Annotated in this window: 12 protein-coding genes; 5 read left to right on the top strand and 7 right to left on the bottom strand. The window is 65.0% G+C overall.

Annotated features, from left to right (window positions below; genetic code table 11):
- Positions 1-4: 4 nt before the first annotated feature.
- The 3 genes from APH33_RS22905 to APH33_RS22915 are packed head-to-tail and all read right to left on the bottom strand — an operon-like array spanning position 5 to position 6,122.
- Positions 5-3,679, bottom strand: a complete 3,675-nt coding sequence (locus APH33_RS22905; protein WP_054887324.1) for a translocation/assembly module TamB domain-containing protein — start codon at positions 3,677-3,679, stop codon at positions 5-7.
- The gene (locus tag APH33_RS22910; protein WP_054887417.1) at positions 3,676-5,418 is read right to left on the bottom strand and encodes an autotransporter assembly complex family protein; all 1,743 of its coding nucleotides are present in this window, start codon (positions 5,416-5,418) and stop codon (positions 3,676-3,678) included. Before APH33_RS22910 ends, APH33_RS22905 begins: the two co-directional genes overlap by 4 nt.
- A 53-nt stretch (positions 5,419-5,471) precedes the next feature.
- On the bottom strand, positions 5,472-6,122 hold the full coding sequence (locus APH33_RS22915; protein ID WP_054887325.1) for an N-acetyltransferase: 651 nt from the start codon (positions 6,120-6,122) through the stop codon (positions 5,472-5,474).
- Positions 6,123-6,286: 164 nt separating this feature from the next.
- Between APH33_RS22915 and xthA the strand changes: the two genes are divergently transcribed.
- Complete coding sequence (xthA, locus tag APH33_RS22920) at positions 6,287-7,099, top strand: exodeoxyribonuclease III (RefSeq protein ID WP_054887326.1); 813 nt, start codon at positions 6,287-6,289, stop codon at positions 7,097-7,099.
- Between the two features lie 114 nt (positions 7,100-7,213).
- On the opposite strand, the gene APH33_RS22925 is transcribed toward xthA, so the two are convergent.
- On the bottom strand, positions 7,214-7,966 hold the full coding sequence (locus tag APH33_RS22925; RefSeq protein ID WP_054887327.1) for an anti-sigma factor: 753 nt from the start codon (positions 7,964-7,966) through the stop codon (positions 7,214-7,216).
- The gene (locus tag APH33_RS22930) at positions 7,963-8,484 is read right to left on the bottom strand and encodes a sigma-70 family RNA polymerase sigma factor (protein WP_054887418.1); all 522 of its coding nucleotides are present in this window, start codon (positions 8,482-8,484) and stop codon (positions 7,963-7,965) included. The genes APH33_RS22925 and APH33_RS22930 overlap by 4 nt, the downstream gene beginning before the upstream one ends.
- Before the next feature lie 129 nt (positions 8,485-8,613).
- Here APH33_RS22930 and APH33_RS22935 point away from each other — a divergent pair, with 129 nt between their 5' ends.
- From APH33_RS22935 to APH33_RS22950, 4 genes are all read left to right on the top strand, one after another.
- Positions 8,614-9,660, top strand: a complete 1,047-nt coding sequence (locus APH33_RS22935; protein ID WP_054887419.1) for a catalase family peroxidase — start codon at positions 8,614-8,616, stop codon at positions 9,658-9,660.
- Complete coding sequence (locus APH33_RS22940) at positions 9,657-10,190, top strand: cytochrome b (RefSeq protein ID WP_054887328.1); 534 nt, start codon at positions 9,657-9,659, stop codon at positions 10,188-10,190. The genes APH33_RS22935 and APH33_RS22940 overlap by 4 nt, the downstream gene beginning before the upstream one ends.
- An 81-nt stretch (positions 10,191-10,271) precedes the next feature.
- Positions 10,272-11,477 (top strand): MFS transporter, encoded by a 1,206-nt coding sequence (locus APH33_RS22945; protein ID WP_054887329.1) that lies wholly within the window; start codon positions 10,272-10,274, stop codon positions 11,475-11,477.
- Between the two features lie 78 nt (positions 11,478-11,555).
- A complete protein-coding gene (locus tag APH33_RS22950) occupies positions 11,556-12,101 on the top strand; it encodes a cupin domain-containing protein (protein WP_054887330.1) in 546 nt (181 codons plus the stop codon).
- Between the two features lie 38 nt (positions 12,102-12,139).
- Here APH33_RS22950 and APH33_RS22955 read toward each other — a convergent pair whose 3' ends face one another.
- Both APH33_RS22955 and APH33_RS22960 read right to left on the bottom strand, forming a co-directional pair.
- The gene (locus tag APH33_RS22955) at positions 12,140-12,733 is read right to left on the bottom strand and encodes a 2-hydroxychromene-2-carboxylate isomerase (protein ID WP_054887331.1); all 594 of its coding nucleotides are present in this window, start codon (positions 12,731-12,733) and stop codon (positions 12,140-12,142) included.
- Positions 12,734-12,759: 26 nt separating this feature from the next.
- On the bottom strand, positions 12,760-13,491 hold the full coding sequence (locus APH33_RS22960) for an SDR family oxidoreductase (RefSeq protein ID WP_054887332.1): 732 nt from the start codon (positions 13,489-13,491) through the stop codon (positions 12,760-12,762).
- Positions 13,492-13,572: the final 81 nt, after the last annotated feature.

Here is a 13,572-nt window from a genome sequence, read left to right on the forward strand (position 1 = left end):
TTCTTCAGAAGTCTCGCTTGTAGAAGATATCCAGGGAGCTCGCCAGCCCGCTGGCAGCCTCCAGGTATACCTTCTTGCTCAACTTGTAACGCAGCGCAATGGTATTGGCTGGCTCGAACACCCCGACCCCGTAGCGCAAGCTGAGCTTCTCGGTCAGGTTGCCACTGGCCACTACGCTGGTGCTGTTACCGGAGCCTTCGGTATCCAACTGGAAGTCATCGATCCCGAGGCCCGAGGCCAGGCTGCCGGTAATCCCGGCACTGCCCGCCAGGCCCAGGCCCAATGCCGCTTCGGCAAGCATGTTGTTATCCTCGCCAGAAGTCCCCAGCGGGCGCCCCAGCACCAGGTACGACAACGCCTGCTCCTGGCTCATGGCCGGTTCCGAGAACACCGTGGTGGTCGGCTGCTCGGCGCTGCCATTCAGGCGGATACCGGCAATCACATCGTCGACCTTGCGGATGGCCTCGATATCCAGATAAGGCTGGTCGATCGGCCCGGCAAAAAGCAACCGTGCGCGGCGAATGGTCAGGCGCTGGCCGTAGGCACGGTAGCGACCATCGGCCAGGCTCAGTTCGCCACGGGTGTCCATGTTGTCGCCTATATGCACGTGGCCAAGCAGGTTGGCAGTCAGGCCAAAGCCGCTGAATGACAGCGTGTCCTGCCCCACGACCACATCGATATCCATGGCCATCGCCATGGGCGGCTTGCCCTCTTCGGTCTGGTGGCCGACGATGACCGTGTCGTCCGAGACCTTGACAGTAGAAGGTGGCAACTCGCGCACAATGATCTTGCCCTTGGGCACCAGCACCTTGCCGATCACCGCCAGCTTGTCATCGACCAGCCGCAGGTTCAGGTCCGGGGCAACTTCCAGTGTCGCGTAGGGCTCGACGGTCACGGGCAGTTGCTGGCCCTGCAGACGCAGGTCCATGCCCAGGGCCTGGCCCCAGGTCAGCTGGCCGTTGAGTTGGCCGCGCCCGGCATCGCCGCTGCGCCAGCCGCCGTTGATCTGCACCTGCTCGCCAGCGATCAGGGCCTGCAGCGACAGGTCCTGCAGGCTGACCGGCAGCTCGGCACCACTGACCTCGCCCCCGGTGAGCACCAGGTTGCCGTTGATTTGTGGTGCCAGCAAGGTGCCGGTCAAGCGGCCGCTGCCATTCAACTGCCCGGCCAGGCGTTCGACCATCGGCACGAACGGACGGGCAATCGACACATCCAGCCCGGCGAGACGGAAGTCGCCAGACAGCGGCTTGTTCTTGCCCAGCGGATCGAGGCGCGTGTTCAGGCTCAGCTCACCCAGGCGCTCACCGCGAAAATCCAGGCGCGTATCGACCCGGCGTGGCGCCAGGGTGCTGTCCAGCCGCAGGGCCTGGTAAGGGAAGTCGATCCAGCGGCCGTTGTCGCGAACGCGCAACGTACCGCCACTGGCATCGACACGGATGTTGCCCTTCGGGCCGCTGGTGGGAATGTCCAGGTTCACGTCGGCATTGAGCATGCCTTGCCAGGCGAAGTCCTTCGGCAGCCATTGCGCCAGGCTATCCAGCGGGAACTGCTTGAGGTGATAGCGCAGACGCGGCTCGGGCGCCAGCCGTTGGTCCTCGCCGCACAGGCTGGCCTGGCCTGAACGCCAGCAATGGGCGCCGAAATCCAATTGGCCACTTGCCAGCCGCTGCAGGCGCGCCGGTGACTGCAGCTGCCAGTCCTGGCCACCGGCCTGGATCCTGCCGCTGGCCAGGCGACCACGCCAGTCGCCTTTGTTCAGCTGGCCATCCAGGCCCAGGTCGAGCTTGAGTTGCGGACCGTCCAGGGCCAGGGTCAGCGCCTGCTGGCGGATATCACCCTTGCCATTGGCCTGCAAGGTGCCCAGCACCGTGTCGCCCAGGCGGATGCCGCTGGCCTTGAGGTCGATCACGCCCCGTTGGGCGCTGTCCAGACGCCCCTCCAGCTCGAGCCGCTGGAGGTGGTTTTCTTCCTGCGCCAGTTGCTGGCCCTGCAGGGTCAGGTTGCCTTGCGGTGCGTTCAGCGTGCCGCTGACGTCCAGGCGCCCTTTAACCCGCCCTTGCAACCTCGGCCATAGCTGGCCAAGCCGTGGCAGATCGAGGTCGACACGCCCGGCCATGCGCTGCTGCAGGCTACCGCTACCGTTGATACGGTTATCGCCCAGTTGCACAGCCAGTGCGCCGAGCGTCCAGCTCTGCCCGGCCCCTTTGGCCTCGACCTTGAGCATCGCCGGCTGCCCGCGCAGGCGCCCCTTGAGGTCGAGCTGGGCATCCAGGCTGAGTTGTTCGCCCTTCATCTCACCCTTGCTGCGCAAAGGCCCGGCCAGGGTGCCCGGCAACTCGGCGAGCCAGTACGCGGGGTCCAGCGCTGACAACTGCAGGTCGACGTCCCAGGCCAGCGTATCGGCAAAGCGCACAACGACGCTGCCCGCCGCCTTGCCCTGCCCGGCGGTCAGCGCCAGCTGCGGCAGGCGCACCTGGCCCAGGTCACCTTGGAACGGGCTGGCCAGGGTAAATGCCCCTGCCGGGCCGTCGAGATCACCGTTGAAGGTGCCCTGGTAGTTGCCATCCTGGTATTGAACCTGGGCACTGAAACGCTTGAGGGTAACCTGCGGCGGCGTTTCCAGCGGGTATAGACGCAACCACGGAAAGTCCTGCCAATCCAGTTGAGCGTCGGCCTTCAGCGCCTGCTGCCAGTCAGCGCTGGCCTGCAGCTTGACGCGCTGGGTGTCGCTGGCTGTCAGGTCCAGGGCATCCAGCTTGGCACCCTTGGCGTCCACCTTGCCGGCCAGCGCCAGTGCGATCGGGGCCTGTTCGGCCGGCAAGCTGGCGCTACCAGACAGTTGATAGCCCTTGAGGAGGTCGCCCTGGGCATCCAGCACAAGCTGGTTGAATTGCAGCGTGTCGGGCAACGAGCCCATTGGTTTGAATGCGTCGGCGCGTATCTGCAGCTTCGCCGGCAAGTGTTCGGCCAGGGCCTGTAGCGTCCCGTTCAGGCGGGCATCCAGGTAGCCGCTGCTGGTGGCGTCGAGGGTAAGGGTTTTCTGCAATTCACCCTTGGCGGTCAGGGCCAGTTGCCAGGCCTTGCCCTCCACCGCTGGCAACTGCACCTGGCCTTGAAGTTGTACCGGCCAATTTCCCTCAGGCTGCACATCGCCCTGCAGGTGCACCCGCAAACCGTCACGTTGCAACTGCAGGCTGTCGATGCGCAGGCCACTCGCGGTCCAGTGCGCCGCCAGGTGCAGATCGCCAAGCAGATCACTGCCATCCAGGCGCAACTGCCCCACCTTCACCTCACCGACCTCGATCGCCAGCGGCAAGCGCAGGGCGGGTAACTGCAGCGGAGCACTTTCGGCCGTTTGATCGCCTGGCGCGAAGGCCATGTCGACCCGCTGAGCCTGTAGCTGGTCGATACACAGCGTGGCGCGCATGAGGCAAGCGGGAGACCAGCTCAGTAGCGGCGCTTGCAGCTGCACCGTGTTGCCGCCGTCGACCCAGCGCAACTGGCTGGCCTGCCAGGTGCCTGCCAAGCGGCCCTGGAATGCTTCGATCGTCAGCCCTGGCACTCGGCCGAGAACCCAACGGCTGCCGCCTTCGGTACCCAGCAACAGCCCCAGGGCCAAGGCCACCAGCAGCACACTGCCGAGCACGCCCGGCAGAACGAATTTCAACACACGCATCACAGCTCGGGCCCCATGGAGAAGTGCAGGCGAATACCGCCGTCGTCATCGAGCGCCTTGGCCAGGTCCAGGCGCAGCGGCCCTACCGGCGAAACCCAGCGCACACCAAAACCGACCCCGGTCTTGAGGCTGGGCAGTTCCAGCGTGTTGAACGCGTTGCCCTGATCGATGAAGGTTGCCACCCGCCATTTTTCGGCCAGCGAATACTGGTACTCGACACTCCCCGCGACCAGGTAGCGCCCGCCAATGCGGTCACCGTCGCTGTTCTTCGGCGAGAGCGTCTGGTAGTCGTAGCCGCGCACGCTCTGGTCACCACCGGCGAAAAAGCGCAGCGACGGCGGAATGTTGTTCTTGTAGCCGTTGGTGGCACTGCCACCGAACTGCACCCGGCCGAGGAAACGGTGATTGTGGCCGAGCGTAGTCAGGCCCTTGAGCAGGACATTGCCGTGCAACAGGTTGGTGTCGGACACCAGCCCCTCCTTGGCCACCTGGGTATCGAACTGTAAGCGGTAGCCGTTGTGCGGGTCGATGCGGTTGTCACTGCGCAGGTAGGAAAAACTCACGCCGGGCATCAGCAGGTTGCTAAGCCCCGAGTCATCGCCCAGGCGATACTCTTCGCGCTGGTACTTGAGCGAGACCACCCGCTGCCAGCCGCTGGCCAGTTTGCTGTGCCACTCCGGGCCGACGGTCAGCAACTTGCTGAGGGTGTCGGTGCCGGCGATTTCCTCGTTCTGGTAACCACCTGCGAAGCGCAGCTTGTCGGTCAAGGGTGGATCGAGCGGCACGTCGTACCACAAGCCCACGTTCTGCCGCGGAGCCGAAAGCTCGGTTTCCCAGCCATAACTATGGCCTTGCGGATTGACCCAGTGCCGTGTCCAGTTGGCCTTGCCACGCGGCCCCACGTCAGTCGAGAAGCCCAGGCCCAGGCCCATGGTGCGCGGTTTGCGGGTGTCGAGGCGCACCTCTACCGGGATGTCCTCGCCCACTGCCGCAGTGGGCGCGGCATCGACCCGCACGCCTTCGAAATAGCCACTCGATTGCAGGTCGTTGTTGAGTTGGGCAATCAGTTCGGAGTCGTAAGGCGTGCCGGGCTTGAACGAGACCATGCGCTGCAGCAGGTCTTCATCGAGCGGCGTGTCACCAGTGAATTTCACGGCGCCGAGGCGATAACGCGGACCACTCTGGTAAACCAGTTCGATATCGGCCACACCGGCCTGAGGGTCGACCGCCAGGCGCTGGCGCGTGAAGTGGCCACTGAAGAAGCCATAGCGCGAAGCCTGGTTCTGGATCAACCGCTTGGCATCTTCGTACGTGCCATGGTTGAGCTGTTCACCCTCCCGCAGGGCCTTGCTGTCGGGTACGCGAAAACCTTTCATCTCGCTGGCCGGCCCTTCGATGCGCACCGTCACGTTGCGCAGGCGCACCGGCTCGCCGGGGGCGATCTCGATGATCAGCTGTGGGTACTGGTCGGCCTTGGCTGGCGGCTTGACCTCGGTGTCGATCTGCGCCTGATAGTAGCCAAGGGCCTGCGCGGCCTTGCGCGCCTGCTCCTGGGCCCCGCGACTGAAACGCAGCAGCGCTTGCTCATCGCGGTCTCCAAGGCTACCGATATAGCCTTCGACATTGGCCTTGAGTTCCTTGTTGGCGGGCTTGACCTTCACCAGCAACTCGCTCTGGCCCCATGCAGCAACACTGGCAGCCCAGAAAACCAGGCCCCAGGTAAGTCTTCCTGAATACGTCATGCGGCGCATGCTACCAGAGCCAGGCGCTCAAGGGAGGCGCCTGGCGGCACAGTTCAAGCAATTGATGACATGGATGAGACTGGGTTGGGATGAAAGAACACCCTTTCCCGGACTGGCCCTACAGCTACCTCCCCTATCTCTTCATAGCCCTGGCGCGCGTAAAAGGCCAGGTAATGCTCGTTGCCAGAGTCCAGCACCACGCCTTGGGTGTTTGGGTCTTCCGCGCACCAATCGTGAACAGCTTGTAACAATTGCTCGCCATAGTGACAGCCTCGAAATTGCGGATGCACCCCCAGCAGCGGCAGCATGTGCACCTGCCCGCTCGGCAGGCAGCTGGCCAGCGCGGCCTGGTAATCCATGTAGCGTCGGGTACAGCGCTGGCCGGTGCCCAGCAGCATGCGCAAGCGCCAGGCCCAGCTGTCGGCCACACCCAGGCGACGTTGCGGCGGCACGATCAGGGCCATGGCGATCAGGCGGTCTTCCAGCAGCAGACCGATGGCCGGCAGCTGCAGGTAAAAATGTTGACGTACCCACTCGCGCACCATCACCCGCAACCGGCGCTCGTAGCCTGGGCGCTGGGCTTCGAAGATATAGGCAAAAGTCGGTTCGTGGCGGTAGGCGTTGTACAACAGCGAGCGTGCCTCACGGCTGTAGCCGTCATCGAGGGTGCAGATACGCGCCTGGGCGGCAGCTGTTTCGAGCATGGCGGGTCGTCCTCCTGGAAAGGGCATGTCAGTGCCTTGGAGGTGCTCCACTGCGCATCGTTCACCTCACCCAGCACGTTAGCAGTGCCAGGGCCTGGCCGCCATGCTGGTGATCATCGCCGATGTCGGCTAGCATCCGGCCTTTTACCAGGATTGTCTTTCCAATGAAGATCGTCTGTTTCAACATCAACGGCCTGCGGGCCCGCCCGCACCAGCTGGCGGCGCTGATCGAAAAGCACCAGCCGGACGTGATCGGCCTGCAGGAAACCAAGGTCAGCGACGATCAGTTCCCCCTGGCCGATGTCCAGGCGCTGGGCTACCACGTGCACTACCACGGCCAGAAGGGCCACTACGGGGTCGCCCTGCTCTCGCGCCAGGCGCCGCTGAGCCTGTTCAAGGGCTTTGCCACGGATGAAGAAGATGCGCAGCGCCGCTTCATCTGGGGCACCTTCGCCGATGCCGACGGTAACCCGATCACTGTCATGAACGGCTACTTCCCGCAAGGTGAAAGCCGTGATCACCCCACCAAGTTCCCGGCCAAGCAGCGCTTCTACAGCGATCTGCAAGCGTTGCTCGAGGCGCAGTTCAAGAACGACCAGCCGGTCTTGGTGATGGGCGACATGAACATCTCGCCCCAGGACTGCGACATCGGCATCGGCCCGGACAACGCCAAGCGCTGGCTGAAGACCGGCAAGTGCAGCTTCCTGCCGGAAGAGCGCGAGTGGATGGAACGCCTCAAAGGCTGGGGCCTGGTGGACAGCTTCCGCCACATGCACCCGGACGTAGCCGACCGCTTCAGCTGGTTCGACTACCGCAGCCGCGGCTTCGAGGACGAACCCAAGCGCGGCCTGCGCATCGACCTGATCATGGCCTCCCAGGCCCTGGTGCCGCGGATCAAGGCGGCCGGCGTGGACTATGAGCTGCGCGGGATGGAAAAGCCTTCCGACCATGCGCCGATCTGGCTCGAATTGAGCTGACCTGATCCGACGCATTCGCGGGCACGCCCGCTCCCACAGGGAACCCACAACGCTCGAGCTTGTGGTAATCCTGTGGGAGCGGGCGTGCCCGCGAAGAGACACACACGATACCCGCTAGAGCCCCAGGCGCAACGCCTCCCCAACCCCTGCCCCACGCCCATCGTCCGCCGCGCTGACCAGGGCAAAGTTGTACGCCCCATGCGACCAGTATCGCGCCTCCAGTTGCCCATCGACCCGCTGCCCCTGCGGCATGCGTTCATAGCGGTCGCCCGGCGAGCGCAGGAACAGGCTGATGCGCTGGCCGTTACGATCCTGGAATACCAACAGCGCTGCCGGCCCCTGCTCGTTGCTGAGCAAGCGCGCGCCGACCGGCTCGAAGCCGTAACCCGCCAGGTCAGGGAGCTGGCCCACGCGGTTGAAATGCCGGCCCAGCCAGTCGCGCAATTGCGCCGGGTCACTGGCCTGGATATCCAGTGCCTCACTGCCGGCGAACAACCGATGGGCCTGCACCGCATCGGCCATCGGCAATTCATGGCTGGCCAAGGTCACCTGGCGTGCCTGCCAGCCACCCAACCCGCCGACCCCCATGGCCAGCAACAGCACCGCCGCCGAAGCCAGCCGCCGCTGGCGACGCTGGCGCACCCGCTGCTGCACCTGACGCAGGTCGAGCGTGGCCGCCCCAGGCTGCTCGGCAAACCCTGCCAAGGCCGCACGCAGGCGCCGGGCATCGTTGCGCCAGGCCTCGACCCGCGCCGCTTCCTGCGGGTTGGCCGCCAGCCAGGCCTGCACCTCGGCACGGCGGGTGGGCTCCAGGCGGTCATCGATATAGGCGTGCAGTTCGTCTTCACCAGGAATCAGGCGTGTCATTTGAGTCTCCGCAAGGCCGGCGGCTGGGGGTTGCCTTCGGTCAGTTCACGCAAGGCAGCACGGGCACGCGACAGGCGCGACATCACCGTGCCAATAGGGATTTCCAGGGCTGCCGCCGCTTCCTTGTAACTGAGCCCCTCGATGCTGACCAGCAACAGCAAGGCCCGCTGTTCGGTCGAGAGCTGGGCGAAGGCCTGCAAGTCGGCCTGGGCCAGGACGATGTCCTCGGTGTTATCGCCGAGTGCTTCATGCTCCACCGCGCTGCGGTCGAACCATGACAGCCAGCGGGCATGCAAGCGCTCGCGGCGCTTGGCATCGAGAAACAGCCGATAAAGAATGGTAAACAGCCAGGCGCGCAGCGCCTCGGCTTCGCGTTGCTGGTCTCGGCGGCTCAAGGCGCGTTCGATGGTGGCCTGGACCAGATCATCGGCACTGCCGGGCTCACGGGTCAGCCACAGGGCAAAGCGGCGCAAGCGCTGCAACAGCTCACGCCATTGCTGTTCGTCCAGATCGTGCATGGTCAGGTACCGGGCGCTGGGGTTGTCAGTGTAGGGGCAGACGCCCGGCAAGAAAATTTATTCCCGCCCAGGGAATAAGTTTTTCCCCAGGCCGTCGTACCGCCACCTTCACTGAACCGGATGACCACCATGAACTCACCCTTGCAAGGCCCTGCCAAGGCGCTGCGCCTGGCCGGCATCGGCACCGTGCTGCTGGCGCTGGGCGCCGGCTTCGCCTATGCCGCAGGCTGGATAGGCGGGCCGCAGCTGACGCCACAACGCATCATCGATACCTTCGAAGCCCAGGCCGGGCACTACCCGGGGTATCGCAAGAACCACGCCAAGGGCCTGTGCGTCAGCGGCTACTTCGAGCCCAGCGGCCAGGCCGCGAGCTTGTCGACAGCACGGGCTTTCAGCCAGGCGCGAGTGCCGGTGATCGGCCGCTTCGCCATCGGCGGTGCCAACCCGTTCGCCCCGGACACCGGCATACCGGTGCGCAGCCTGGCAATCCAGTTGAGTACCGATGACGGCCAAGTCTGGCGTACCGGCATGAACAACCCGCCCGTGCTGGCGGTCAGCACACCGCAAGGCTTCTACGACCAGGTGCTGGCCGGCGCGCCAGATCCGGCCACTGGCAAGCCAGACCCGGCAAAGCTGCAGGCATTTTTCGCCGCCCACCCGGAGAGCGCGGCATTTCGCCAGTGGGCGGCAAGCTACAAACCCAGCGACAGCTTCGCCAGCACCCAGTACCACAGCATCAATGCCTTCCGCCTGATCGACGCCCACGGCACCGCGCACCCGGTACGCTGGCAGCTGGAACCGCAAACGCCATTCACCGCCCTGCCCGGCCAGGTCGACGACAAACAGTTCCTCCAGCACGACCTGCAACAGCGCCTGGCCCAAGGGCCATTGCGCTGGACCCTGCGCCTGGTGCTGGCAGACCAGGGCGATGCGGTGGACGACCCGGCTCGTCCCTGGCCGGCCGAACGCCGTCGCGTCGATGCCGGCAGCCTGGTGATCGAACAGGTCGACGCCCCCGAACAAGGCGCTTGCCGTGACCTGAACTTCGACCCATTGATCCTGCCCGGTGGCATCGAACCGTCCGCCGACCCAATCCTCGCCGCCCGTTCGGCGGCCTATTCGGAATCATTCAACCGCCGCAGCCGCGAGTCCCTCGGCGCAGGAGCAAAGCGATGAAACCTGAAGTCTTCCACCCGATGGCGCGCCTGGTGCACTGGCTGATGGCGATCCTGATCATCAGCATGCTGTTCATTGGCGTGAGCATGGTCGGCGACCTGTCACCGCGCCACCTGCTGCTGGTCGAATTGCACAAGGCCACAGGCCTGGCACTGCTGGTACTGGTGATCGTGCGCATCGGCCTGCGCCTGACCTTGCCACATCCGCCCTTGCCCACCGACCTGCCTGCCTTGCAACGTGTTGCCGCGGGCGCCTCGCACTTGCTGCTCTACGCCCTGATGCTGGCCATGCCGCTGCTGGGCTGGGCGATGCTGTCGGCGGGCGGCTACCCACGCCCCCTGCAACTGCCGGCGATCGCTCCGCACGACCTGCAGCTGTATGCCTTGCTGCGCCAGGCCCATGGCTGGGCAGGCTACCTGCTGTTCGCCACTGTACTGGTGCATCTGGGCGCGGCGCTGATGCATGCGTTGGTGCGTCGGGACGGCGTGTTGCGTAGCATGTGGCCAGGCCACGTGCGGCGCAGCGAATGACAGGCTGACGCCAGGCGGGCTCACGATGACTACTCTTACTCATCTCGACAGCTAGCTTGTCGACCTGCTCTGGACTGCCCGATGAACACCGCAAAGGACCCTGCCCTGCTTGCCCCTGCCAACGCCCTGGACATGCGCCCGCTGCTGCTGGCCAACATGGCCTGCACCATGTCGATGATGGCCTTCGTCGCGCTGATCGGGCCGATCTCGCGCTTGCTGGGCATGGCCACCTGGCAGGCCGGCGCGGCGGTGACGGTGGCCGGCGTGGTCTGGGTGCTGCTCGCGCGCCCTTGGGGGCGATTGTCCGACCGCCTGGGGCGTCGCCGCATCCTGCTGATGGGCAGCGCTGGCTTCACCCTGGCCTACTGGCTACTGTGCCTGTTCGTCGAAGGTGCGCTGCGCTGGTTGCCAGGGGCAAGCCTGGCCTTCGTCGGGCTGATGCTGGCGCGCGGTTGCATCGGCGCTTTCTACGCTGCCATACCGGTGGGCTGCAATGCACTGATCGCCGACCATGTCGAACCGCAGCGCCGGGCGCGGGCCATGGCTTCACTGGGCGCGGCGAATGCCGTCGGCCTGGTGGTGGGGCCGGCGCTGGCAGCCGTGCTGGCCCAGCACAGCCTCAGCCTGCCCTTTCACATCATGTCGTTGCTGCCGGCCAGCGCCTTCCTGGTGGTGTTGTTCAAGCTCAAACCACAGCCCCTTGCCCAAACCTATGCGCCCAGCCCGGTTCGGCTCAGCGACGCCCGCTTGCGCCGGCCACTGCTGGTGGCGTTCAGCGCCATGCTCAGCGTCACGGTTTCGCAGATCGTCGTCGGCTTCTTCGCCCTCGACCGCCTGCAACTGGCGCCGACCGATGCCGCACAGGCTGCCGGTGTCGCCCTGACCACCGTCGGGGTGGCGCTGATCCTGTCGCAGGTGCTGCTGCGCCAGCTGGAGTGGCCACCGTTGAAGATGATCCGGGTCGGTGCCAGCGTGTCGGGGCTGGGTTTCGCCGCTGGCGCGCTGGCCACCACGGCGCCCTGGCTGTGGAGCTGCTATTTTGTCGCTGCGGCCGGCATGGGCTTTGTATTCCCGGCGTTTTCCGCGCTGGCAGCCAATGCCATGCAGGCCTCGGAACAAGGTGCCACCGCCGGCTCGATTGGCGCAGCCCAAGGCATGGGGGCGGTGATCGGCCCGTTGGCCGGAACCCTGGTCTACGCCTTGGACCCACGCCTGCCGTTCCTGGCGGTGGCACTGCTGTTGCTACTGGTCGGGCTGTGGCCGCTGCCGCGTGACCAACGCGCCTGAAAGCACAGCGCGCAAGCGTGCAGAGTATGTTTTAATGCGTCGCTAATTATTTTAAACACCTCTGATTACAAGGCGGCTATGGACACGGGGACGCGACTCAAACTGGTGCGTGAACGCAACAACCTCTCCCAACGGGAACTGGCCCGCCGCAGCGGGTTGACCAATTCGACGATCTCGCAGATCGAACAGAACCGTGTCAGCCCGTCGGTCAGCTCCCTGAAAAAACTCCTCGAAGGGATCCCCATGACCCTGGCCGAGTTCTTCAGTTTCGACGAGCCGGTGCGCGAAGAGCGCTTCGTGTTCCGCGCCAGCGAGCAGCCGGACCTGGGCCGCAATGGCCTGCGCATGCTGCTGGTCGGTGCCAGCGTCGAGGCCCGCCAGATGCGCATGCTGCGTGAACTGTATGCCCCCGGCGCCGACTCCGGCGAGCCGATCGTGCATGCCGAAGGCGAAGAATGTGGCCTGGTTACCCGTGGCACCGTGGAGCTGTGGGTCGATGGCCAAGTGAGCATCCTCAACTCGGGCGATGGCTACTACATCCCTACTACCCTGCCGCACAGCTTCAAGAACATCGGCCCGGACGAGGCGGAAATCATCAGCGCCAACACCCCGGCGAATTTCTGAGCCCGCGATGGCCTCACCCATGGAGAGGCCATCCAGCCTCAACGGCTCAGCGCTTCTTCGACGAAATCCAGGCGATCCTGGCCGAAGAACATTTGCCCATCGACAAAGCAGGTCGGCGCACCAAACACACCCCGCGCAACCGCCTCCTCGGTCACCCGCTTGAGTTCGGCCTTTACCTCGCCATTGGCCGCCAGAGCATGAAACGCCTCAGGGTCGAAGCCAGACTGGTGCAGCGTTTCATTCAGTACCTGACCATCGCTCAAGTTGCGCTGATGCTGCCAAAGCCCCTTGAACAGCACGGCCAACAGCGCGTCGAACTGCGCGGGCGCACGAAGCTGCATGCCGAGGGTGCCGCGCATCAGGGTCAGGGTGTTCACCGGGAACCCCGGCGGCAGCCCGAACGGCACGTCATAACGGCGGGCGTAACGGCCAAGATCGATGGACATGTAGCGGCCCTTGGCAGGGATCATCGCCGGTGATGCGTTGCCGGTGGCCTGGAACACCCCGCCCAGCAGCATGGGCCGGTAGACCAGGGTCGCGCCATGCCGGGCGCACAGCGCAGGCAGCTGGGTCCAGGCCAGATAACTGGCCGGGCTGCCCAGGTCGAAGTAGAACTCCACGGTCTTGCTCATAGGTCACGCTCCTTGCTCAGGCAGGCTTACCAGCGCTCCATCCACGGGCGCAGGTCCAGTTCGAAGGTCCAGGCATCCCGGGGCTGGGCATGCAGGAACCAGTAGCTGTCGGCGATGTGCGCCGGGTCGAGGATACCGTCCTGATCCTTCAGCGCGTAGCGTTCGGGGAACGTGTCACGAATGAACGCGGTGTCGATGGCCCCATCCACCACCACATGGGCCACGTGGATGTTGCGCGGGCCAAGCTCGCGCGCCATGCTCTGGGCCAAGGCACGCAGGCCATGCTTGGCCCCGGCGAAGGCGGCGAAACCGGCAGCGCCGCGAGTGCCTGCGGTGGCGCCGGTGAAGAGGATCGTGCCACGCTCGCGGGTGACCATGCGCCGGGCCACGGCCTGGCCGGTGAGGAAGCCGGCGAAGCAGGCCATTTCCCAGATCTTGAAGTATTTGCGCGGGGTCTCCTCAAGGATGCTGCACGGCACATTGGCGCCGATATTGAAGACAAAAGCTTCAATCGGGCCAATATCACGTTCGATGGTTTCGACCAGCTCGGCAACTTCCTGCTCTTTGCGCGCATCCGAGCCGAAACCATGAGCTTGGCCCCCTTCAGCGCGGATCTCATCGATCAACGGCTGCAACTTATCGGCCTGGCGACGGGTAACACAGGCGACATAGTCCTCACGGGCAAAGCGCTTGGCGATTGCGCCACCGGTGGCGTCCCCGGCCCCGATCACCAGCACCACTTTTTGTTGTTCTAGCATGCCTGACTCCATTGGTGAATGATCGTTTAGTAAACGAACGCTATGTTATGATCGCCCCCATCGTCAAGCAGCGCGAAGAGG

The organism is Pseudomonas sp. NBRC 111130, assembly GCF_001320485.1.
In the GTDB taxonomy this organism is placed as follows: Bacteria; Pseudomonadota; Gammaproteobacteria; order Pseudomonadales; family Pseudomonadaceae; genus Aquipseudomonas; species Aquipseudomonas vlassakiae.